Here is a 23682-nt window from a genome sequence, read left to right on the forward strand (position 1 = left end):
GGTGGGGGCCATCGCCGCGGGGCGTGGTGATCCGATCGGGGCTACGGTGGGAGAATGGCTCGGGGCGGCCCGCGGTGCGGGCGTACCTACGGAGCCGGACGGCCCCGACGACGACCACGCGTGAGAGCGAGCAGATGAGCGAGCAGCAGGAATCCCACCCGAACCCCACCGGCGCCACCGTGCGGGGAGCAGCCAACCGGCGCGGCCCGTTCCGCTCCGGCGAGCGCGTCCAACTCATGGACGAGACCGGGAAGATGACCACCATCACCCTGGTGGACGGAGGGGAACACCACACCCATCGCGGGGTGCTGGCACATGAGCTGTTGATCGGCCAACCCGAGGGCACGGTCGTGTCCAACACCTCGGGGATCCAGTACCAGGCGCTGCGGCCACTGCTCAAGGACTTCGTGCTGTCCATGCCCCGCGGAGCCGCGGTGGTCTACCCCAAGGACTCCGGGCAGATCGTGACCATGGCGGACGTCTTCCCGGGCGCCCGGGTCGTGGAGGCCGGGGTCGGTTCCGGCGCGCTGACCATCTCCCTGCTGCGCGCGGTGGGGGACGAAGGCCACGTCCACTCGTTCGAGCGCCGGGAGGAGTTCGCGGAGATCGCCCGGGGCAACATCGAGACCATGTTCGGCGGCCCGCACCCCGCGTGGGAACTGAGCCTCGGGGACCTCGCAGAGGAACTGGCCGCGCGGGAGGAGCCCGGGTCCGTGGACCGCGTGATCCTGGACATGCTCGCCCCGTGGGAGTGCCTCGACGCCGTGGCCACAACCCTCGCGCCCGGCGGCGTGGTGATCTGCTACGTGGCCACCGTGCCGCAGTTGTCCCGCGTGGCGGAGGCCATGCGCGCGGACGGCCGCTTCACCGAGCCCGAGGCCTCGGAGACCATGGTGCGCGGGTGGCATGTGGAGGGGCTCGCGGTGCGCCCGGACCACCGCATGGTCGCGCACACCGGGTTCCTGATCCAGTCCCGCCGACTCGTGGACGGCGCACCCAGGTTGGCTCCGAAGCGGCGCGCTTCCAAGAGCGAGTACACGGAAGAGGATTTGCAGGCGTGGACTCCCGTGGCCCTGGGCGAGCGCGTGGTCTCGGACCGCAAGCTGCGCCGCGCGGGCCGCGATGCGGCGTCGTTGGCCGAGCACGCCGCGCGCGCCCAGCGGGAGATCGACGAGCAGGCCCGCGCGGACGAGGGTCAGGTGCGCGATGACTGAATCGGGCGGCACCGCGGGCCGTTCGGCCGCGGACATCACCCAGCGCCAGATCAACATGCTGCGGGACCAGAAGCGCAACCTGGACAAGCAGCTCGCGGCGGTGGGATCGCAGAACGAGAAGCTGGTGCGGTTGCTCAACGCGTCCCGCCAGGAGATCGTGACGCTCAAGAAGACCCTCGCGGCGGAGGCCGAGGCGCCCGCGACGTTCGCCGTGGTGCTGCAGGTCAACCACGGTCGCCAGCCCTTGGGGGAGGCCACCGGGGACGGTCCCGTGGTCACGGGCCCGTCGGTGGACGTGCTCTCCGCGGGACGGAAGATGCGCGTGGCCCTGAGCCCTCTCATGTCGCTGAGTGCGTGCGAGCCCGGACTGGGGGTGCTGCTCAACGAGCACTACGTGGTGATCGCGGTGCTCGATTACGAGCGCACCGGGGAGGTGGCCACCGTCAAGGAGGTCATCGACCACGACCGCGTGCTCACCGTGGGCCGCTCGGACGAGGAACGCGTGCTGTTACTCTCGGGTCGGTTGCGGCGTGAGCGCCCCAAGCCCGGGGACGCCCTGACCGTGGACCACCGCACGGGCTTCGCCCTGGAACCCGTGGAACGCACGGACGTGGAACAGCTCGTGCTCGAGGAAGTCCCGGAGGTCCGCTATACAGACATCGGAGGGCTGGGGCCTCAGATCGAGGCGATCCGCGACGCCGTGGAACTGCCCTACGTCCACCCGGACATCTACCGCGAACACGGTCTGCGCCCGCCCAAGGGCATCCTGCTCTACGGTCCCCCGGGCAACGGCAAGACGCTGATCGCCAAGGCTGTTGCGCGCTCGCTCGCCGAGCGCAGCGCGGCCAAGGCCGGGCGCGCGCGGCCCGAGGGCTACTTCCTCAATATCAAGGGCCCCGAGCTGCTCGACAAGTACGTGGGGGAGACCGAGCGCCAGATTCGCTCGATCTTCGCGAACGCGCGCGAGCAGGCGGCGCGCGGGATCCCCGTTGTGGTGTTCTTCGACGAGATGGACTCGCTGTTCCGCGTGCGCGGTTCGGGGCTGTCCTCGGACGTGGAGACCACAATCGTGCCGCAGTTGCTCACGGAGATCGACGGCGTGGAGCAGCTCGACAACGTGATCGTGGTGGGCGCGACCAACCGCGAGGACATGATCGATCCCGCGGTGCTGCGCCCCGGTCGCCTGGACGTGAAGATCCGCATCGACCGCCCGGACGAGCAGGGCGCGCGGGAGATCTTCTCGCTGTACGTCACCGAGGACCTGCCCCTGCGTGAGGACGATGTCGCTCGCGCCGGCTCCCGCGCGCAGGCCGCCCGGGAGCTCGTGGACGCCGCGATCGGGCGCATGTACGCGCGCACCCCGGACACCGAGTTCCTCACGATCACGTACCGCGACGGCGGCCAGGAGACCCTGTACTTCGCGGACTACGTGTCCGGCGCGGTGATCCGCAACGTGGTGGACCGCGCCAAGAAGCAGGCCATCAAGACGCTGCTGACCACGGGCCGGCGGGGGATCACCTCGCAGCACCTCGTGGACGCGGTGAACCAGGAGTTCCACGAACAACAGGACCTGCCTAACACCGCGGACCCGGAGGACTGGGCCCGGTTGACCGGTCGGCGCGCGGACACCATCCAGGACGTCCGGATCGCGGTGGACCGCCCCGGGGTCTCCGGCACGCAGCGTCCGGACGGGGGCGCGGCATGACGGTACGGCGGATCATGGGCAGCGAGACCGAGTTCGGCGTGCTGGCCCAGGGTGAGCCGGGTGCGAACCCCACGGTGCTCTCGACCCGCGTGGTCACGGGGTACGCTGCGTGGGTCGCCCGACGGCTTCGGGAACAGGAGGCGGCACGCGGGGAACGGTCCGTGGGCTCGGCCGGGCCCACGCCATCGGACGACGACGCCGCGCAGCCCGGTTCCCCGGACGCCCCGCTCGGCACAGGGTGGGACTACGGTTCCGAGACCCCGCTCGCGGATGCCCGGGGGTTCACCGTGGCCCGCGAGGACGCCCACCCGAGCCAGCTCACCGATGAGGCGCCGGTGCTCACCGCGGAGGAGATCGCCGCGGAGGCGATCAGCGAAACCGCGATGTACACGGAGGACCTCGACTGGCGCCGCGTGATCATGAACACCGTGATCCCCAACGGCGCGCGGGTCTACGTGGACCACTCCCACCCGGAGTACTCGTCCCCGGAGGTCACCACGCCCCTGGACGCGCTCACGTGGGACGCCGCGGGGGACGTGGTGGCCGCCCGCGCCGTGGAGTACCTCGCGGAGGTTTCCACGGGGACGGATGCCGCGCCGGTGAACCTCTACAAGAACAACACGGACAACAAGTCGGTGTCCTACGGCGCGCACGAGAACTACACCGTGGAACGCGCCGTGCCCTTCGAGCGGATCACCGCGGCCCTGCTGCCGTTCTTCGCGTCCCGGCAGATCATGTGCGGTGCAGGCCGTGTGGGCCTCGGGGTGGACGGTTCATGTCCTGGGTTCCAACTGAGTCAGCGCGCCGACTTCTTCGAACGCACCGTGGGGCTCGAGACCACGATCCACCGCCCGATCGTGAACACGCGGGACGAACCCCACGCGGACGACACCCGCTACCGGCGCCTGCACGTGATCATCGGGGACGCCAACCTCTCCCACGTGGCCACGCTGCTCAAGTTCGGGACCACGTCCCTGGTGCTGAACCTCGTGGAACACGACCGGGCGCCGCGCCTCGAGCTCGCGGATCCCGTGGCCGCGCTGCAGGCCATCAGTCACGACCCGTCCCTGCGCACCACGGTGGCGCTCGCGAACGGTCGGGAGTTGACCGCGGTGGAGCTGCAGCGCGAGTACTACCGCGCAGCGTTGGCGCTGGAGACCGAGCTGGCCCCGAACGGGTTGGACGAGGACACCGCCCACGTGCTGCAGACCTGGGACGAGGTGCTCACGGACCTCGCCGAGGACCCCGCGCGCTTGTCCGACCGGTTGGACTGGGCGGCCAAGTACGCGCTGCTCACCGCGTACCGCACACGCGACGGTCTCGCGTGGGACGATCCCCGGCTCGTGGCGATCGACCTGCAGTACGCGGACGTGCGCCCCGACAAGGGGCTCTACCACAAGCTCGCCACCGCCGGACGGATCCGCACCCTCGTGGACCACGACCGGATCACTGCGGCCGCGGACCATCCGCCGACCGACACCCGCGCGTACTTCCGGGGCACCGCGGTGTCCCGGTACCCGCGGGACATGGCCGCGGTGGGCTGGGACACGCTGACCGTGACGTTCCCCGGGATCCGCCGGGGAGCTCGGGTCAGGATGCCCGAACCTCACGACCTCACCCGGGACACGTGCGAGGACTGGTTCGACGCCCCGGACGTCGAGACCTGGATCAAGCGCGTGGCCGCGAACCGGCCCGCCCTCGTCACGGGCAGCGACATCGGCTGAACCGCCCGGTCGGGCGCAGCACACCTCATTCGAGAAGCCACAGGAGGACACCATGGCACAGGAACGCATCTTCCGCACCGGATCCCGCCGCGAGGAGGAACCGGACGCCCCGGCCCCCGCGACCCCGCCCGCCTCGGGCGCCGCACAGGCCCAGCGGGACACCCAGGGCACCGACGACCTGCTCGCGGAGATCGACGGCGTGCTCGAGACCAACGCGGAGGCCTTCGTGAAGGGCTTCGTGCAGAAGGGCGGCCAGTAATACCGTGGAACGGCGGATCTACGGGATCGAGACCGAGTTCGGCCTGATCCACAGCGCACCGCAGGGCCGTCCCCTGGGTGCGGACGAGACGGCGCGGCGGCTGTTCGCACCGGTGCTCGCGTGGGGGCGGGCCTCCAACGTGTTCCTGCCTAACGGCGGGCGCCTGTACCTGGACGTGGGCTCCCACCCCGAGTACGCGACGGCCGAGGCCGCAACCCTGCACGATGTCGTCGCCCAGGACGCCGCCGGCGAACGGATCGTGGACGACCTGCGCGCTCAGCTGCAGGAGAGCCTGGACGCCGAGGGCGTGGGCGGCACGGTGCACCTCTTCAAGAACAACGCGGACTCCGCCGGCAACTCGTTCGGCTCGCACGAGAACTACATGATTGCCCGCCGCACGGAGTTCTCCCGGCTGGTCCAGCACCTGCTGCCGCTACTGGTGACGCGCCAGATCCTCGTGGGCGCGGGTCGGGTGCACCCGGACGGGCCGCCGCCCTTCGGCTCCCTGGCCCTGGGGGACGGGCGCCCCGGCTACTCGTTCTCCCAGCGGGCGGACCACGTGTGGGAGGGGTCGTCCTCGGCCACCACCCGTTCCCGCCCCATGATCAACACCCGGGACGAACCGCACGCGGACGCCGAGCACTACCGCCGGCTGCACGTCATCACGGGCGACTCGTCCATGTCCCAGACCACCACGGCGCTGAAGATCGGCATCACGGACGCGGTGCTGCGCATGATCGAGGCGGGCCAGATCCTGCCGGACCGCACGCTCGCGGACCCGGCTGCCGCCCTGCGGCAGGTCTCCCACGACCTCACCGGTTTGGCACCGCTGGAGCTGGCCGCGGGGGGCTACCGCTCGGCGATCGAACTGCAGCGCGAGTACCTTGAGGAAGTCACCCGGTTCGTGCAGCGCCACGGCGCGCACCACGACCGCCTCGACTGGGTCGTCGGGCTGTGGGACCGTGGGCTGCGCGCCGTCGAGGAGCAGGACAGCTCGCTGGTGGACCGCGAGCTGGACTGGGCCATCAAGAAGAAGCTACTGGACTCCTACGCGAGCGCCCACGGGATGGACTGGTCCCACCCCCGCATGGCGCAGTTGGACCTCGCTTACCACGACACCTCCGCGCGCCACGGACTCTTCCATATGCTGGAGCGCCGCGGTGCCGTGGAGACGTTCGTGGCCCCGCAGGACGTCGAGCGCGCCGTCGTCGAAGGCCCTCCCACCCGGGCGCGGATGCGCGGGCGGTTCGTGGCCGCGGCCCACGACGCCGGGGTCAGCACCACCGTGGACTGGGTGCACCTGAAGCTCAACGGGGAGCACCAGCAGAGCACGGTCATGTGCAAGGACCCCTTCGCCACCACCCAGCCGGACGTCGAGGAGCTGATCGCAGAGATCACCTCCGGACGCGCCTGACCCCACCCGCCCGCAGTGTTCCGGGGACTCTCCCAGCCGCGGCCCACGCGGGTCCTCTACATTGGCCCCGAGCCAGCACCCCGATGACGAAAGGTCACCCCCTCGTGCGAAAGATCATCCCTGCCGGCACCGCCGCGCTCGCCCTGTCCCTGCTGCTGACCGGCTGCGGCGGGGGCTCGGGCTGGGACTCCGTGGAACTGTCCGCAGACCCCTCGCAGGGCACCGCGCCGTCGGTGTCCTTCAAGACCCCAATGAAGGTGGACGACGCGCAGACGAAGGTCCTGAAGGAGGGGGACGGTGAGGAGATCCACGCCGGCGACAGCATCATGCTGCAGGCGGCCCTGTACAAGGGCTCGGATGGTTCCTCGCTGGGGGACACCTACAGTCAGGGTGCCGGACAGGTGCTGACCGTCAACGACGAGCTCAAGGACTCCCTGCCGCAGATGTACGACGCCCTGACGAAGGCCAAGGAGGGGGAGATCATCGCGTACAGCTCTCCCAAGACCAGCGGCGCGGCCTCCGAGGGGGACGACTCCACCTCGGTGGAGGTCTACCAGGTGACCAAGAAGATCATGCCGTCGCTCAACGAGAAGATGAAGACCCCCTCCAAGGGCATGCCCAACGTTACGCAGGACGACAAGGGCACCCCCACGATCGCCAAGCCCTCCGGTAGCGAGCCCAAGGAGCTGAAGACGGACGTGCTGATCGAGGGGGACGGTGACACCGTCAAGGAGTCGGACACCGTGATCGCGAACTATGTGGGCGTGCGCTGGGCGGACGGGAAGTCCTTCGACTCCTCCTACGAGAAGGGCACCCCGGCCTCCTTCCCCCTCAACGGTGTGATCGCCGGCTGGAAGGAGGGTCTGGAGGGCCAGAAGGTGGGCTCGCGCGTGGAGCTGGTGATCCCCACCGACAAGGCCTACGGCACGGAGAAGGAGCTCGGCAAGGACTCCCAGTACCCCGCGGGCGCGCTCGTGTTCGTGGTGGACATCCTCGGCACCACACCCACCCCGAAGACGGAGACCGCGAGCCCGCAGGCCTCGGCGAGCGCCACTCCCGGTGCGTCCACGGCACCGAGCGCGAGCCCGGAGTCCTCTGCGTCCGGCAAGTGAGACACGGCTACACTGTGTGCTCGGCACGGCCCCGCCCGGGGGCCCACGACGAAAGGTAGAGCCCGTGTCATTCGGACAGCGCAAGCTTGATCGTTCCAAGCCGGAGATCGACTTCCCCCAGGACCCGGTTCCCACCGAGCTGCGGATCGTGGACGAGATCCAGGGCACCGGCCGGGAGGCGAAGGTCGGGGACACGGTCTCGTGCCACTACGTGGGTGTCACGTACTCGGGCGGCGAGGAGTTCGACGCCTCCTGGAACCGCGGTGAGCCGCTGGGCTTCACGGTGGGCGTGGGACAGGTCATCCAGGGCTGGGACCAGGGTCTGCTGGGCATGAAGGTGGGTGGTCGGCGTCGGCTGGAGATCCCCTCCGAGCTGGCGTACGGCTCGCGCGGCGCCGGCGCCGTGATCGGCCCGGACGAGTCCCTGATCTTCGTGGTGGACCTGCTCGACGTCCGCTGAATGGCGCCCTCCGCGGGGCCCTCGGCGCGCCGTTCCACCACGGCGTCCGCCGAGCGGCTCCTCAACCTGCTGATCGCCCTGCTCGACCGCGAGTCCGGGTACACCCGTGAGCAGCTGCGCGGGATCGTGCCCGGTTACGACCGCGCCGGGAACCAGGACGCGTTCGAGCGCATGTTCGAGCGCGACAAGGCGCACCTGCGCTCACTCGGGTACCCGGTGGAGGAGATCCCTGACGACGACCCCTGGGCCTCGGACGCGCAGCTCACCCCGCGCTACCGCGTGCCCCGGGGCTCGTACCGGCTGCCCCGGGTGCGGTTCAGTGCGGAGGAGTCCGCGGTGCTCGCCGTCGCGGCGGACGCATGGAACGACGCTGCCCAGGACCGGCTCGCACGCCGCGCCCTCGACAAGCTCGAACCGGCGCTCAGCGGCGAGGCCGCGCCGGGCCGGGACCTGCAGCCCACCGTGGCCGTGGCGGACCCCGCCTTCGAGCCGCTGCTCTCGGCAGTGCTTGCGCACCGCACAGTGCGCTTCGACTACGTGGACCGCACCGGGGCATTCTCCCAGCGCACGGTGCAGCCGTGGGGCGTGGGCTCCCGCTACGGGGCCTGGTACCTCGCGGGCTGGGACACGGACCGGCGTGCACAGCGCACGTTCCGGCTCTCCCGCATCATCTCCGAGGTGGAGACCACGCGCGAGACGTTCGAGCCGCCCCGGGACTTTTCCATGGGCGGTCAGCTCGCGCGCATGGTCAGCCAGCCGCCGCAGCTGTGCGTGGTGGTCCATGTCCGCCAGGGCGCGGGCCAGCTGCTGCGCCGCATTGCCGCGCCGTCCGACTCGCCCGCGTGGCGGGCCCCCGAGGGCTACGACGCCGTGCAGCTCGCGGTGCACGACACCGAGTCCGCGGCGGAACACGTGTGCGCGGCGGGCCCGGACGCCCGGGTGCCCCGCGAACCCGTGCCCGGCATTCGGGGCGACGCCGCACAGGGCGGGAGCACCCCGACGGCCGAGGGCGGGCCGTCGGCCGAACCCGATTCGACGAGCGACGACGCCCCGACCGCCGAGGACATCGCGACCCAGAACGCGGTCGCCGACGCCGTGGCCCGCAGACTCCGTGACGCGCGGGCCTTCCAGGCGCGGATGCCCGGCGTGGACGTGCGTTGGGGCAAGCAGCGCCGTTACGGCGCGGCCAAGGCCAGCACCGAACAGCACCTCGCGCGGCTGCTACACATCGTGCGCCACGTCTACGCCCATCAGGGCGCGGAACTCGAGGAGACGGCCAGGCATTTCGGGATCACGGACGCGGAACTCGTCAACGACCTGCAGACCCTGTTCGTGTGCGGGCGCCCGGGGCACATGCCGGACCAGCTCATCGACGCGTCCTGGGACGACGGCCACATCTACCTGGGCAACGCGCAGGAACTGTCCGAACCCGTGCGGTTGACGGTCCCCGAGGCCAGCGCGCTGCTCATGGGGTTGCAGACCCTGCAGGCCGTTCCGGGCGGTGACAGCAGGGTCGTGCGCTCGGCCATGCAGAAGGTCGCGACCGCCGCGGACGCGCTGCCGCTCGCGGACGCGCTTGCGGCACCGGACGCCGACGCCGCCGCGGAGCCCCGTGACAGCGCGCTCGTCACCCGCCTGCGGGACGCGATCAAGAACGGCCGGCGCGTGCGGTTGCAGTACCTCGTGGCCTCCCGGGACGAGGTCACGGAGCGGCATGTGGACCCCGTGCGGATGATCTTCTCGGACGGGCAGCAGTACGTGCGGGGCTGGTGCCTGCAGGCCAACGCGCCGCGCACGTTCCGCACCGACCGGATCGTGGGCTGCGAGGACGCGGGTGAGGCCGAGGTGCACCCGCGCATGGAATCGGAGGTGCGTTCGAGCATCCAACCGGCCAAGCGTCGTCCGGTCCAGGCTGTGGTCGTCACTGATCGGCGCGGGCGGTGGATCGTGGAGCACTACCACGCCAAGCGCTTCGTGGAGGTCTCCGTGCCCTCGGCACCGGGGGAGACAGAGGAATCCGACGCCGCGCCCCGGGAGGCGAACTCCCAGCCGATTCCCGGGTCCCGCGCACGCGCGGCGCGGGGGCCGCGTCCGCTGCCCGAGTACGTGGCCGCGGAGGTGGACTTCCCCACACTGGATGCACTGTCGTCCCTGGTCACACGGCATGCGGGACACGTGGGCGTGGTCTCACCGCCCGAGGCTGTGGCCGCCGTTGAACAGTGGTTGAACAGCAGCTGTCCCGAGCCCACCCCCGGGCGTCCGTAGCCGTCGACTGCCTATACTGGGGCCATGCTGTGGTGGATGTGGGTCGTGCTGTGGACCGTTCTGGTCCTGGGCGCTGCCGCGTTCATCGGGTGGGTGCTCTACCGGGTCGTGCGCACGCAGGTGTTGCCCGCGCTGGACGAGATCGAGCGAAGCGGTACCGATTTCGCCACCCGCTGGAACGCCGCGGCCCAGGGACACTCCACGCCGTTGCGCACACCCGCCCCGCCAGCCATGTTCACCCCGGTGGACGAGACCCGCGCCGCCTACCGTAGCGGCCGGGACCAACGACAAACAGCTCGGCTCATCCGCAGGATGCAGCGCAGGGACACCCTGGGGCAGCCCCAGAGGTATTCGGACGTGCGCCGGGCTGAACAGAAAGGACTCCGCCATGGGCCGCTTGTTTGACAGCCCCCTGACCCTTGTTTTGATCCTCGTGGTCATCCTGCTCCTCTTCGGTGCCCCCAAGCTGCCCGGGATGGCTCGTAGCCTGGGCCAGTCCCTGCGCATCTTCAAGTCCGAGGTCAAGGAGATGAAGCGCGACGACGATCCGAACGTGACCGTCAACGGCCAGCCGGTCGCCGATGGCGAGCCCGTCGCGGGCACCACCGCCGCGCAGTCGAGCACCCAGCCCACGGTGCAGCCCTCGGTGCAACAGCCGGCCGCCGAGCAGTCCACCGTGATCACCCCGCAGCCGGGCCAGCCCGCGCCCACCGTGGACCAGAACCAGCGCCCCACCGTCTGATCCCGGCATCGTCCGTCGGGACCCGCGCGGGGCCCAGCCGCACGGCTCGGCCCCGTCGCATGCGGGTGAACGGCCCGTCAGAGAGGACAGGGACCCATGTCCACCACGGATTCCGGGAAGGCCCCCGGTTCCACTCGGCAACAGCGCCGGGAACGCCGCAAGAGCACGTCGCGGCGGCACAACCCGCAGGCCCAGATGGCGCTCAAGGAGCACCTGCGGGAACTGCGTAACCGCCTCATCAAGTCCGCCGTGGCCACCGTGCTGGGCGCGGTGCTCGGCTTCATGGCGTACGAGCCGTTCATGCAGTACATCACCGAGCCGCTGCAGCGCCTGGCCGAGTCCGGGCGCACCGCGACCATCAACTACTCCTCGGTGGGCGGGTCCTTCAACATCATGGTGGAGGTCGCCGTGGTGCTCGGGCTGATCTTCGCGTCGCCGGTGTGGCTGTACCAGTTGTGGGCGTTCATCACGCCGGCGCTGCACAAGAACGAACGCCGCTACGCCATGGCCTTCCTCGCGGCGGCGATCCCCTTGTTCCTGGGTGGGTGCGCCCTGGCCGTGACCGCGCTGCCCGCGGCCGTCTACGCGCTCACCGCGTTCACGCCCGAGGGCGGGGCGAACTTCGTGGAGGCCGGGATCTACCTGCGCTTCTTCCTCCAGCTCATCCTGACCTTCGGGATCTCGTGCGTGGTCCCCGTGCTGCTCGTGGGTCTCAACGTGCTGGGCCTGCTGTCCGGGCGCACCGTGCTCAAGGCGTGGCGGATTGTGGTGGTGGTCGTGCTCGTGATCGCCGCGATGGCCGCGCCGGGTCCGGATCCCGTGACCATGCTCTACCTGGCCATCCCGCTGCTGGTGCTGTTCTTCGTGGCCGTGGGGCTGTGTCTGTACCTGGACCGGCGTCGTGCCAAGAAGCAGGCCCGGCAGGCCGCCGCGACCGGTGCGAACGCGGACCGGGGAACCTCGGCGGAAGCGCTGCGCTCGATGGGCAGCACCGCCCACGGAGACTGATCCGCCCCGATTCCCGGGGTGTCAGAGGCACCGCGTAGGGTGGAAGCATGTCTTCCCCCGCCGAACGGTACATTGCCGCGAAGGCTCGCGCGGCCCACGTGAGCACGGAGCTATCGGCCTTCGAGAACACCGTGGACTTCGAACTGGACCCGTTCCAGACGCAGGGGTGCCGCGCTCTCGAGGAGGGCCGGGGAGTGCTCGTGGCCGCCCCCACGGGCGCGGGAAAGACCGTGGTGGGGGAGTTCGCGATCCACCTCGCACTGACCCGGGGTAAGAAGGCCTTCTACACCACGCCCATCAAGGCGCTGAGCAATCAGAAGTTCCACGAATTCTCGCGCCGCTGGGGCTCGGACCGTGTGGGTCTGCTCACGGGTGATACGTCCGTGAACTCGGAAGCGGACGTGGTCGTGATGACCACCGAGGTGCTGCGCAACATGCTCTACGCGGGCTCGTCCACCCTGGCGAACCTGGGGTTCGTGATCATGGACGAGGTGCACTACCTCGCGGACCGCTTCCGCGGTGCGGTGTGGGAAGAGGTCATCATCCACCTGCCCGAGCACGTCCAGCTCGCGTCCCTGTCCGCGACCGTCTCCAACGCCGAGGAATTCGGTGCATGGCTCGATGACGTCCGCGGCAGCACGGACGTGGTGGTCTCCGAACACCGTCCGGTCCCGCTGTGGCAGCACGTCCAGGTGGGGCCGCAGCTGCTGGACCTGTTCGTGGACGACACCACGGTCGAGGAGGCCGCGCAGCGCCACTCGGACAAACACCGGGACGAACCCGAGGTCAACCCCGAGCTGCTGCGGTTGTTCCGCGCCCAGCATCCCCGCGGGGGTCGGTCGGGTGGGCGCGGACCCGGTCACCGCAATCGCCGTCGTCACGGCGGCCGCCACCAGGAGCCCCGCACCGGGCGGCAGGAGCGGATCTCCCGCCCCCAGCTGTTGCGCCGGCTCGACGCCGAGGCCCTGCTGCCCGCCATCACCTTCATCTTCTCCCGCGCCGGGTGCGACGCCGCCGTGGCACAGTGCGTGGCCGCGGGCCTGTGGCTCACCACGCCGCAGGAGCAGCGCACCCTGCGCGCGTTCGCGGCGGAGGCTACCGCGCACATGTCCACCGCGGACCTCGCGGCGCTGAACTACGAGGACTGGTACCAGGGCCTCATCCGGGGGATCTCCGCCCACCACGCGGGCATGCTGCCCGTGTTCAAGGAAGTGGTCGAGCAGCTGTTCTCGGAGGGGCTCATCAAGGCCGTGTTCGCCACGGAGACCCTGGCGCTCGGGATCAACATGCCGGCCCGTTCCGTGGTGCTCGAACGCCTCGACAAGTTCAACGGTGAGGCTCGCGTGGACATCACCCCGGGGGAGTACACCCAGCTCACGGGGCGCGCGGGCCGGCGCGGGATCGACGTCGAGGGCCACGCCGTGGTGCTGTGGCGGGACGGGATGAACCCCCAGGCCGTCGCGGGACTCGCGTCCACGCGCACGTACCCGCTGAACTCGAGCTTCCGGCCCACATACAACATGTCCACCAACCTCATCGCGCGCTACGGGGCCAAACGCTCCCGGTCCATCCTGGAGACCTCGTTCGCGCAGTTCCAGGCGGACCGCTCGGTCGTGGGCCTGGCCAAACGGGTGCGCTCCCAGGAGAAGACCCTCGAGGGCTACCGGGACGCCATGACGTGCCACCTGGGCGACTTCACCGAGTACGCTGCGCTCCGCCGTGAGCTCACGGCCGAGGAGAAGTCCGCGAGCAAGTCCCGCTCGGCGCGTCAACGTAACGACGCCGCGGTGGCCCTGCAGGACCTGTTGCCCGGGGACGTGATCGAGATCCCTCAGGGCCGCAACGCCGGGTGGGCCGTGGTGCTGCGCGAGGACGCGCACCCCTTCGACCCGCGCCCCCACATTCTCACGGTGGACGGCAAACTGCGCCGGGTGGGTGTCAACGACCTGGACGGTTCCCTGGAACCCGAATCCCGGATCCGGATCCCCAAGCACTTCTCGGGGAAGTCCCCCCAGGAACGCAAGGACCTTGCCGCGACCGTGCGGGCCGCGTTGCACGAGCACCGTCCCGCGCGCGCCCGCTCGGGCGGTCACGCGATCCGCTTCGACCGGGGGACCTCCGCGCGCGATCACCGGATCGAGGACCTGCGCCGACGGTTGCGTTCGCACCCGTGTCATGGTTGTTCGGACCGCGAACAACACGCTCGCTGGGCGGAGCGCGCGTGGAAGCTCGAGAAGGACACCCAGGCACTGCGTAAGCAGATCGCCGGGCGCACCGGGAGCATCGCCGCGACCTTCGACCGCGTGTGCGCGGTGCTCACGCACTTCGAGTACCTCAGCCCGGACGAATCCGGTCACCTGCAGCCCACCGCGGCGGGCGAACAGTTGCGCCGGCTCTACGGTGAGCGGGACCTGCTCCTCGCACTGTGCTTGCGGGACGGCTTCCTGGACGGACTGGACGCTCCCGGACTTGCCGGTGTCATGACCGCACTCGTCTACCAGCCCCGGCGCGAGGACCAGGGCGCGCGTCCCAAGATGCCCACGGCCCACATGGAGGAATCCGTTCAGATCCTGCTCCACAACTGGTCGGTGCTCTCCGCGCGCGAGGCCGAGCACCGATTGCCGCTCACCGCCGCCCCCGAGCTGGGGCTCGCGGACGCCATGTACCGCTGGGCCCGGGGCGCCACTCTGACCCGGACGCTCACCGGCACCGACCTGGCCGCGGGGGACTTCGTGCGCTGGGCCAAACAGACCGTGGACGTCCTGGACCAGTTGCGCGGCGTGGAAGGGCTCGATCCCGAGCTGCGCGAGACCGCGCACCGGGCCATCGAGGCCGTGCGCCGAGGCGTCGTCGAGTACAGCGTCTTCGACCAGTAGGACAATGCCGGGCGCGGGGGTTCCGCACGCCCGGTCGGAGGGAATCACGTGAAGTCAGAACAACAAGCCGTGCGGGTGTGGATCAACGGATCGGTGTACTCGCCCGCTGACCCGTTCGCCACCGCCATCTTCCTGGACGGCGCGACCGTGGCGTGGGTCGGTTCCGACGACGCCGCCCGGGCCATGGCCGGCGCGGACGTCACCCCGGGAGACCTGAGGGCCGCGGTGGTCACCCCCGCGTTCGTCGCCCACCACCGAGTGGTCGGGTCCGGGCAGCTTCCGCGCGCCGAGCACGGCTACGGAGCCGTGGAACTGGTGAGCTCGGACCCCGACGCGCTCGACGCCGCGACGCGGGAGGTCCGCGCGGACGGGCTGCGCGCCCTACCGATCCTGGTGCGCCGCGCGCGGGACACCGACGAGCTCGACCCCTCGGCACTGCCGTCGCCCGCCCTGGGGTTCGACGCCGCTGCGTTCGGTGATCCCGCTGCTCTGGCCGATGCCGCGCGGGAGCACCTCGTGGTATGCACGCGAGTGGGGCTGCAAGCGGTGCTCGTTCTGCCCCCGTCCGGGGACGGCGCGTCGGAGAGTGGCTCGTTCGGGGACGACCCGTCCGGAAGCGGACTGTCCGGGAACGAGTTGTCCGGGAGCGACGCCTCCGGCAACGACCGCCCCGAGGACGATCCGGACGAGACCGCGGGGGAGGACGAGGCATCGACGGAAGATGCGTCGTCGTCGGGGGATCCCCGCGTTGACGCGTTGCTGGACGCCGCGGACGCCGCCGCGGAGGAACTCGGCGGCCGGGCGTTCCATGCGCGGGGGCACCGGATCGTGGGCGTCGAACAGTTGTCCGAGGCCCAGTGCGAACGCCTGGCCGATCTGGCGATCACCGTCTCGTGCGTGCCCGGACGGGCCCCGCTGCGGGACCTGTCCCGTGCCGGTGTGCCCGTGACGCTCATGACCGACGACCCCAATCCGTGGACCGCCGTCAAGGCGGCCCTCGAGGCACCCGACGAGCACCTGCGCACCTCCGCGCGCGCTGCGTTCCTGGCTCTGACCCGCGGGGTGTGGCGCGCTCACCGCGGGGGCACACCCCTCGCGGGGCAGCTCGCACCGGGCGCGGAGGCCACGCTCGCGGTGTGGGACGCCGAATCCGTCATGGTGCAACAGGCCCAGGGCACGGGCGCGTCGTGGAGCACGGACCCGCGGGCGCGCACGCCCGTCCTGCCCGCGCTCGACGATTCCCGCTTGCCGCGGTGCGAGGCCACCGTGGTGGCCGGGACACTCGTGAGCGGCGCGGAACCGCGCCCATGACGTCGCGTTTTCATCTTGGTCCTGATCGCCCCTGACGTTAGACTGAGTTCTTACTGCCGGGTGGGTTCATCCGTCCTTAGAAAACAGCGCGCGCCCTTCGGGCCGCTCTGGTCCGAAGGCGGATGGGCCCGCCCAGTGGTCTGTCCGGGCTCGGGTGCCCGGCTGCCAGCGGCATGAAAGGACGCCCGGTGCGAGTTCTCACCATCATCCCCACGTACAACGAACGTGAATCGTTGCCCACGGTCATCAAGCGGCTGCGCGCCGCCGTGCCGGACGCCCACGTGCTGGTCGCCGACGACAACAGCCCGGACGGTACCGGTGACATGGCCGATGCCATGGCCGAGCAGGACGGCAACATCCACGTCCTGCACCGACCCGCCAAGGAGGGCCTGGGGCCCGCGTACCTGGCCGGTTTCGCGTGGGGTCTCGAGCGCGACTACGACGTCCTCGTGGAGATGGACGCGGACTGCTCCCACCAGCCCGAGCAGTTGCCGTTGCTGCTCGACGCCGTGCAGCAGGGCGCGGACATGGCCATCGGTTCGCGCTACGTCCCGGGTGGGCGCACCGAGAACTGGCCGCTGCCGCGACAGCTGATCTCGCGCGGTGGCAACATCTACTCGCGTGTCCTGCTGGGCACGTCCATCCACGACATCACGGGTGGCTTCCGCGCCTACCGGGACACCACGTTGCGGGCCCTGGACCTGGACTCGGTCCGCTCGCGCGGCTACTGCTTCCAGATCGACCTCGCGTGGCGCGCCGAGCGCCTGGGGCTGAAGATCGTGGAGGTGCCCATCACGTTCGTCGAACGCGAGGAGGGTGCGTCCAAGATGAGCAACGACGTCACCGTGGAGGCCGCGACGAGCGTGGCCAAGTGGGGCCTCACGGCCCGTGCGCGCACGCTCGCCGGGAAGCTGGGCCTGGGCCGCTGACCGGCCGCTGCTCCGTGCCCGGCCGGCTCACGGGTCGGTTCGAGCCACCGCGCCGGCATCGCCTCGCGCGTACCTACTATTCGTCCAACGGAACGACCCCCGCCCATCGGGCGGGGGTCGTTCCGTTGGTGTGTCGGCGGTCGATCATCGACCGCGCGAAGGGATCAGAGAGCGTGCTGCTCCTTGTAGAACGCCAGCCGCTGCTCGAGGGTCTGCTCGAGTTCCTCTATGCTGCGCCGCTCCAGGAGCATGTCCCAGTGGGAGCGCTGGTGCTTCTCGTTGGGGTTCTCGGGCTTCTCACCGTTGACCAGGATGGCTTCCTGGCCGGTCTTGGTGGTCCACACCGGGGGGATCTCCGCCTCCGCCGCGAACATCACGGACACGGACTCGCCCTCCGCGGTGCGGTATTCCACGCGCTGACGCGGCGCCGGCTCCACCCCGGCCTCGGTTTCCATGGACTGGGAGCCCAGGCGCATCCCTCGTAGGCTGCGATCACTCACGCGACGATCCTTCCCGACGTACGTTCTCGTGGGCCGCGCGACGACGACGCTGCGGTGCGTTCACACCGGGCGTCCCGTCCTCGCGGGCCCACTCTTCGTTCCCCAGCGTAACGGGGAGTCAGCGGGATTCATTCCCCGGATCGGTCTCGGGGGCCTCCGGGCGGGCGTGCCGGGGCAACGAGCCGGACTCGGCATCCGTCCCGGTGGTGCCGGCGGTCGTGGGTTCCGAGTCCGTGACCGGCAGGTTGACCTCGTCCACGTGGGGATCGGCGGCCTCCTGGGCGATCGGGGACGTGTAGGGCGAATCCGGCATCTCGAACTCGCTCGGGTCCGTCAAGGTGAGGTCCGGTTCCAGGTCCTTCTCGGTGACCTTGACGGTCTCGTGCTCCACGATGGGGGCGCTCTCCGGCAGGTCCGGTGCAGCGGGGGCCTCGTCCTCGTACTCGTCGTCCTCGGGGTCGTCCGACGCGCCGGGGTTGAGGTAGGAACCCACACCGCGCAGCGCGGTGCTCAGCTCGGCGGGGATCATCCACACCTTGTTGGCCGTGCCCTCGGCGACCTTGGGCAGAGTCTGGATGTACTGGTACGCCAACAGCTTCTGGGTGGGGCGGGCGCGGTGGATCGAGTCGAATACCTTAGCGATGGCCTGCGCCTCACCGTCCGCGCGCAGGATCGCGGCCTTCGCGTCACCCTCTGCGGAGAGCACGGCGGCCTGACGTTCACCCTCGGCGGTGAGGATCTGGGACTGCTTCTCGCCCTCGGCGGTGAGGATCGCGGCGCGGCGGTCACGCTCGGCGCGCATCTGCTTCTCCATGGAGTCCTGGATGGACGGCGGGGGAGTGATCTCCTTGATGTCCACGCGGGAGATCCGGATGCCCCAGCGCCCGGTCGTGGAATCCAGTACGCCGCGCAGCTCCGCGTTGATCTTGTCGCGGGAGGTCAAGGTCTCCTCGAGGTTCAACCCACCCACCACGTTACGCAGCGTGGCGCTCGTGAGCTCGTCCACGGCCTGGATGTAATTGGTGATCTCGTACGTGGCGGCGCGGGGATCAGTGACCTGGAAGTAGACCACGGTGTCGATGCCCACGACCAGGTTGTCCTCGGTGATCACGGACTGGGCGGGGAACGGCACGACCTGTTCGCGCAGGTCGATCAGGGGCAGCAACCGGTCGATGAAGGGGATGAGGAAGTGCAGCCCGGGATTGAGGGTGGACTGGTACTTGCCCAGTCGCTCCACGATGCCCGCGCGCGACTGCGGGACGATCCGCACCGCTTTGATAAGGGCGATGACCGCGGCGAGCACCACCACGGCCAACAGGACGATGATGACGATGGACATGGGGTCCTTTCGGTGGGGGTTCGGCGGTGCGCCGGGGCGCTCGTCCGGGGTCAGGGTCGGACGCCGCGCCCGGGGTTGGTCTGCGTGGGCACCGGGGCCACGTCCGCGACGACCGCGGTGGCCCCCTCGATGCGGTGGACGTAGGCGGTGCTACCCTCGGGCAGGGCGGCGGCCGTGGCGGTGCGGGCGGTCCAGATGTCCCCCTCCAGGCGCACCAGGCCGCTGTGCTGGCTCACGGGCTCCAGCGCCATGCACCGCAGCCCGATGAGGCGATCGGTGTTGGAGCGGGTCGTGGGCGTGGACCTGTTGAGACGTCGCAGGGCGATCGGGCGGATCAAGAAGATCAGCAGCACCGACACCAGCGCGAACATCACCACCTGCGCGGTGAAACTGTCCACGACCAGACTCACGCCGGCGGTGACCAGGGCGGCGAGCGACATCATGAGAAAGAGGAAGTCCAGGGTGAGCATCTCGATGGCTGCGAGCACCAGCATCACGATCAGCCACAGGATCCAGGGATTGTTGACCAGTGCGTCCCACACGGTGCGGCTCCGTCCTCGTCCGGTGTCATCGGTTCTCGGATGCCCCGGTGCGAGCCCGGGGATCCATCTCACGTGGTCCAGCCCATTGTGCCCTACGACACCGACGTGCTCCCGCAGGCCCCACGCCAGTGCCGCTGGTAATCACATGCCGCGGCGCTCCCGCGGCAACGGCGCGCCGGTTTCCCCGTGAGAGAAACGTACGGGAAATCAGTGGCGCGTCACTATGGGGGTCGTAATATGGGGCACGAAGCCAGACCACACACCCATTGCGGGTGCGGCGGCCTACGGCGCACAAACCGTGCGCCGGCAGCAGAGACTTACTGAGGAGTTAATGCGATGACCACGTTCGACGTGAATGCAATTCTGTCCAGCACGGCCTACGGTTCCGACGGTGACAAGATCGGCAAGGTCGAGCAGGTCTTCCTGGACGATAACTCGGGCGAGCCGACGTTCCTGACCGTCAACACCGGTCTGTTCGGCGCCAAGGAGAACTTCGTTCCTGTGAAGGGCGCTCGTCAGGACGGCGACCGTGTGGTCCTGCCCTACACCAAGGACGTCATCAAGGACGCTCCGAAGGTCGACGCCGACCAGCACCTCTCCCCGGCCGAGGAAGAGGAGCTGTACCGCTACTACGAGCTGAACTACGACGACGGCCGTACCGCGGGCACCGATCGTGATCGCGCTGCCGCTGGTACCGCTGGTACCGCGGGTGTCGCCGGCACCGCCGCCGCCGATCGCGATGTTGCCGATCGTGACCGCGACGCCGTGGCCCAGGACCGCCGCGACGTCGCCGCGACCGCCGGTGACGAGGCCTCCGTGGTCCGCCACGAGGAGCGCCTCAACGTGGGCACGCAGGAGCGCGAGGCCGGCCACGCCCGCCTGCGCAAGTACGTCGTGACCGACCACGAGACCGTGGACGTCCCCGTCGAGCGCGAAGAGGTCACCGTCGAGCGCACGCCGATCAACGACACGAACGCTCGCGTGGACAACGGCACCATTGGTGAGGAAGAGGTGGACGTGACCCTGCACGAGGAGCGTCCCGTCGTCCAGAAGGAAGCCGTGGCCGTGGAAGAGGTCGGGCTGAACAAGCAGACCGTCCAGGAGACCCAGCGCGTCGAGGCCGACGTCCGCAAGGAACAGGTCGATGTCGAGACCGACGTCGATCGTGGTGACCTCGGCCGTGACGGCGAGGCTCCCCGCCGCTGATCCGCGGCGCGCGGCTGACGCCGTGTGAGCACTGACGGTTGTACCCCGGGTTCCGGCCCGGGGTACAGCCATGTCCGGGTACAACCGCGCCGGGGCACGCCCGCGTCCGCGCACCGCGCTGTCGTGGAGGCGGCCGGCTCGGTAGGAGAGGTGCGGTCCGCACGGACGCGGCCCCGCAGCGGGGTCGTGCCCGTCTTCGTGGCGGCGGGGCCGGGGCGGTAGCATCAATGAGGTCGTCGGCGCGTCCAGCGCGCGAGTCCTGCACGACGGCCCGCCCCCGGTACGGGCGGGCGCACACAAGATCTGACGAGGAGAAACACCATGACGGATGCCCCTTCCCTGCGGTTGACGGTGGACGGCGAGTCACGCACCGTGGACCAGGGCACCACGGCCGCGGAGCTGTACAGCGAGCAGCGCGACGTCGTGGTGGCGCACGTCAACGGTGAGCTCAAGGACCTCGCGATCGAGCTGCGGGACGGGGACACCGTGGAGCGCGTGCTGATCGGTGACCCCGAGGGCCTCGAGGTGCTGCGCCACTCCACGGCCCACGTGATGGCCCAGGCCGTGCAGGAGCTGCGCCCGGACGCGAAACTGGGGATCGGGCCCTACATCACGGACGGGTTCTACTTCGACTTCGACGTCGAGGAGCCGTTCACCCCGGACGATCTGAAGAAGCTCGAGAAGTCGATGCTCAAGATCGTGAACAAGAACCAGATCTTCCGCCGGCGCAGCGTGAGCGAGGACGATGCCCGGGCGGAGATGGCGGACGAGCCGTACAAGCTCGAACTCATCGACCTGGCCGGCGGTCCCGGCTCCGGTGCCATGGACGAGTCCGCGGAGGGTGCCTCGGTGGAGGTGGCCGCCGGTGACCTCACGATCTACGACAACCTGGACCGTAAGAGCGGGGACGTGGTGTGGCGGGACCTGTGCCGCGGCCCGCACCTGCCGGACACCAAGCACATCGGCAACGGCTACGCGCTGATGCGTTCGGCCGCCGCGTACTGGCGCGGGAGCGAGAAGAACAAGCAGCTGCAGCGGATCTACGGCACGGCATGGCCCACCAAGGACGAACTGCGCGAGTACAAGGAACGATTGGCAGAGGCCGAGCGCCGCGACCACCGCAAGCTGGGTGTGGAACTGGACCTGTTCTCCTTCCCGGACGAACTGGGCTCCGGGCTGCCGGTGTTCCACCCCAAGGGCGGGATCATCCGCAAGGAGATGGAGGACTACTCCCGCGAGCGCCATGCCCAGGCCGGGTACGAGTTCGTCTACACGCCCCACATCACCAAGGGTCATCTCTACGAGGTCTCGGGTCACCTGGACTGGTACCGGGACGGGATGTTCCCTCCCATGCACGTGGACGAGGAGCGCGATCCGGCCACGGGTGAGCTGACCAAACCGGGCCAGGACTACTACCTCAAGCCCATGAACTGCCCCATGCACAACCTGATCTACCGCTCCCGGGGCCGTTCCTACCGGGAACTGCCGCTGCGGTTGTTCGAGTTCGGTGCGGTCTACCGCTACGAGAAGTCCGGTGTGATCCACGGTCTGACGCGTGTGCGTGGGATGACGCAGGACGACGCCCACATCTACTGCACGCGTGAGCAGATGAAGGGCGAGCTCACGAGCACCCTGAACTTCGTGCTGTCCCTGCTCAAGGACTACGGTCTGGACGACTTCTACCTGGAACTGTCCACCAAGGACCCGGAGAAATTCGTGGGCTCGGACGAGATCTGGGAGGAGGCCACTCGCACCCTGCAGGAGGTCGCCCAGGACTCGGGGCTCCAGCTCGTACCGGATCCCGGGGGAGCGGCGTTCTACGGTCCCAAGATCTCGGTGCAGGCGCGGGACGCGATCGGGCGCACGTGGCAGATGTCCACGATCCAGCTCGACTTCAACCTCCCCGAGCGCTTCGACCTCGAGTACCAGGCGTCGGACGGCACCCGGCGCCGGCCCGTAATGATCCACCGGGCCCTGTTCGGGTCCGTGGAGCGGTTCATGGGCGTGCTCACCGAGCACTACGCGGGGGCGTTCCCGGTGTGGCTATCGCCCACCCAGGTCCGGGCGATCCCCGTGGCGGACGCCTTCGACGACTACCTCGACGAGTTCGCTCAGGCCTTGCGCGAACGCGGCGTGCGTGTGGAGGTGGACACGTCCTCGGACCGGTTCCCTAAGAAGATCCGCACGGCCTCCAAGGACAAGATCCCATTCGTCGTGATCGCCGGGGGCGACGACGCCGAGGCCGGTACCGTCTCGTTCCGCTTCCGCGATGGCTCGCAGTACAACGGAGTGTCCCAGCAGGACGCGATGGAACTGATCACGGGCCACATCGATCGGCGTCAGAACGTAGACCCCACGGCACCCGCGCAGGACACCCCGGAGGCCCCGGCCGCAGGGGACGGCGCCGTCGCGGCCGACACCGCGGCGGGTGACGCGGCGTCGGGACAGTCGTGAGTGCCCCGGACGCCGCGGCGTCGGACGGGGAGGGCGTGAGCCGGGACGAGTTCGAACTGCCCGGCGACCCGGACGGTTTCCAACGGCTGTGGACCCCGCACCGGTTGGCGTACGTGCGCGGGGAGGAGACGTCCGTGGAGCAGCCTCCGGGATGCCCGTTCTGCACCGCGCCGGGCCGCTCGGACGAGGACGCGCTGATCGTCCACCGCGGGGAGCACTGCTTCGCGGTGCTCAACCTCTTCCCGTACAACCCGGGCCACGTGCTCGTGTGCCCGTACCGCCACGTGGCGGAGCTCACGGAGCTCACGGACGACGAACTGTGGGAGCTCAACACGCTGACCCGCACCGTGGTCCTCGTGATCCGGGACGTCGCCAGCCCCGCGGCGTTCAACGTGGGACTCAACCTGGGCCAGGCCGCCGGCGGTTCGCTGTCCGAGCACCTGCACCAACACGTGGTCCCGCGCTGGACGGGGGACGCGAACTTCATGCCCGTCGTCGCCCACACCAAACCCCTCATCCAGACCCTGGCGGCCACGCGCGAGGACATCGCCCGCGCGTGGCCCCGGGACTGACCCCCCGCGGGCCCCGGACCGCCCCGCCGGGCGAATCCGCCCGCTCACTA

At 69.9% G+C, this 23682-nt stretch carries 20 protein-coding genes; 17 read left to right on the forward strand and 3 right to left on the reverse strand.

The window, feature by feature from the left end:
* The first annotated feature begins 134 nt into the window (after positions 1-134).
* The 14 genes from RF637_RS02810 (at position 135) to RF637_RS02875 (ending at position 17019) form a co-directional block, all read left to right on the forward strand.
* On the forward strand, positions 135-1214 hold the full coding sequence (locus RF637_RS02810) for a tRNA (adenine-N1)-methyltransferase (protein WP_144931822.1): 1080 nt from the start codon (positions 135-137) through the stop codon (positions 1212-1214).
* Entirely contained in the window at positions 1207-2919 is a 1713-nt protein-coding gene (arc, locus tag RF637_RS02815) for a proteasome ATPase (protein ID WP_368844102.1), read from the forward strand. The genes RF637_RS02810 and arc overlap by 8 nt, the downstream gene beginning before the upstream one ends.
* The gene (dop, locus tag RF637_RS02820; protein WP_368844103.1) at positions 2916-4643 is read left to right on the forward strand and encodes a depupylase/deamidase Dop; all 1728 of its coding nucleotides are present in this window, start codon (positions 2916-2918) and stop codon (positions 4641-4643) included. The genes arc and dop overlap by 4 nt, the downstream gene beginning before the upstream one ends.
* A gap of 52 nt (positions 4644-4695) precedes the next feature.
* Positions 4696-4902: a ubiquitin-like protein Pup gene (locus RF637_RS02825; protein ID WP_098055493.1), complete on the forward strand. Its 207-nt coding sequence runs from the start codon at positions 4696-4698 to the stop codon at positions 4900-4902.
* A gap of 4 nt (positions 4903-4906) precedes the next feature.
* Positions 4907-6316 (forward strand): Pup--protein ligase, encoded by a 1410-nt coding sequence (pafA, locus tag RF637_RS02830; protein ID WP_368844104.1) that lies wholly within the window; start codon positions 4907-4909, stop codon positions 6314-6316.
* A gap of 104 nt (positions 6317-6420) precedes the next feature.
* Positions 6421-7428 carry an FKBP-type peptidyl-prolyl cis-trans isomerase gene (locus RF637_RS02835; RefSeq protein WP_085106077.1) on the forward strand — a complete coding sequence of 336 codons (1008 nt, stop codon included), beginning with the start codon at positions 6421-6423 and terminating at the stop codon, positions 7426-7428.
* Positions 7429-7492: 64 nt separating this feature from the next.
* On the forward strand, positions 7493-7888 hold the full coding sequence (locus RF637_RS02840; protein WP_064846990.1) for an FKBP-type peptidyl-prolyl cis-trans isomerase: 396 nt from the start codon (positions 7493-7495) through the stop codon (positions 7886-7888).
* The gene (locus RF637_RS02845; protein ID WP_085105987.1) at positions 7889-10153 is read left to right on the forward strand and encodes a WYL domain-containing protein; all 2265 of its coding nucleotides are present in this window, start codon (positions 7889-7891) and stop codon (positions 10151-10153) included.
* A 24-nt stretch (positions 10154-10177) separates the two neighbouring features.
* Positions 10178-10558, forward strand: coding sequence for a hypothetical protein (locus RF637_RS02850; protein ID WP_035961557.1), 381 nt, complete (start codon positions 10178-10180; stop codon positions 10556-10558).
* Entirely contained in the window at positions 10542-10895 is a 354-nt protein-coding gene (gene tatA, locus RF637_RS02855) for a Sec-independent protein translocase subunit TatA (protein ID WP_144931827.1), read from the forward strand. Before RF637_RS02850 ends, tatA begins: the two co-directional genes overlap by 17 nt.
* 195 nt (positions 10896-11090) lie before the next feature.
* Positions 11091-11903: a twin-arginine translocase subunit TatC gene (tatC, locus tag RF637_RS02860; RefSeq protein WP_085106078.1), complete on the forward strand. Its 813-nt coding sequence runs from the start codon at positions 11091-11093 to the stop codon at positions 11901-11903.
* A 47-nt stretch (positions 11904-11950) separates the two neighbouring features.
* On the forward strand, positions 11951-14779 hold the full coding sequence (locus RF637_RS02865) for an RNA helicase (RefSeq protein WP_085105989.1): 2829 nt from the start codon (positions 11951-11953) through the stop codon (positions 14777-14779).
* Positions 14780-14827: 48 nt separating this feature from the next.
* Positions 14828-16090, forward strand: a complete 1263-nt coding sequence (locus tag RF637_RS02870) for a hypothetical protein (protein WP_085105990.1) — start codon at positions 14828-14830, stop codon at positions 16088-16090.
* Positions 16091-16278: 188 nt separating this feature from the next.
* Positions 16279-17019 (forward strand): polyprenol monophosphomannose synthase, encoded by a 741-nt coding sequence (locus RF637_RS02875; protein WP_035961575.1) that lies wholly within the window; start codon positions 16279-16281, stop codon positions 17017-17019.
* Between the two features lie 164 nt (positions 17020-17183).
* On the opposite strand, the gene RF637_RS02880 is transcribed toward RF637_RS02875, so the two are convergent.
* The 3 genes from RF637_RS02880 to RF637_RS02890 all read right to left on the reverse strand — a co-directional run bounded on the left by RF637_RS02880 (position 17184) and on the right by RF637_RS02890 (position 19400).
* Positions 17184-17519: an RNA polymerase-binding protein RbpA gene (locus RF637_RS02880; RefSeq protein WP_085105991.1), complete on the reverse strand. Its 336-nt coding sequence runs from the start codon at positions 17517-17519 to the stop codon at positions 17184-17186.
* 118 nt (positions 17520-17637) lie between these two features.
* A complete protein-coding gene (locus tag RF637_RS02885) occupies positions 17638-18858 on the reverse strand; it encodes an SPFH domain-containing protein (protein ID WP_368844105.1) in 1221 nt (406 codons plus the stop codon).
* Between the two features lie 50 nt (positions 18859-18908).
* Positions 18909-19400 (reverse strand): NfeD family protein, encoded by a 492-nt coding sequence (locus RF637_RS02890; protein WP_368835251.1) that lies wholly within the window; start codon positions 19398-19400, stop codon positions 18909-18911.
* A gap of 336 nt (positions 19401-19736) precedes the next feature.
* Between RF637_RS02890 and RF637_RS02895 the strand changes: the two genes are divergently transcribed.
* The 3 genes from RF637_RS02895 to RF637_RS02905 all read left to right on the forward strand — a co-directional run bounded on the left by RF637_RS02895 (position 19737) and on the right by RF637_RS02905 (position 23632).
* Positions 19737-20606: a DUF2382 domain-containing protein gene (locus RF637_RS02895; RefSeq protein ID WP_368844106.1), complete on the forward strand. Its 870-nt coding sequence runs from the start codon at positions 19737-19739 to the stop codon at positions 20604-20606.
* A gap of 321 nt (positions 20607-20927) precedes the next feature.
* On the forward strand, positions 20928-23060 hold the full coding sequence (gene thrS / locus RF637_RS02900; RefSeq protein WP_144931829.1) for a threonine--tRNA ligase: 2133 nt from the start codon (positions 20928-20930) through the stop codon (positions 23058-23060).
* Entirely contained in the window at positions 23057-23632 is a 576-nt protein-coding gene (locus RF637_RS02905; RefSeq protein WP_144931830.1) for an HIT domain-containing protein, read from the forward strand. Before thrS ends, RF637_RS02905 begins: the two co-directional genes overlap by 4 nt.
* Positions 23633-23682 lie beyond the last annotated feature (50 nt).

The sequence above is a fragment of the Kocuria sp. CPCC 204721 genome (assembly GCF_040980945.1).
Classification (GTDB): domain Bacteria; phylum Actinomycetota; class Actinomycetes; order Actinomycetales; family Micrococcaceae; genus Kocuria; species Kocuria marina.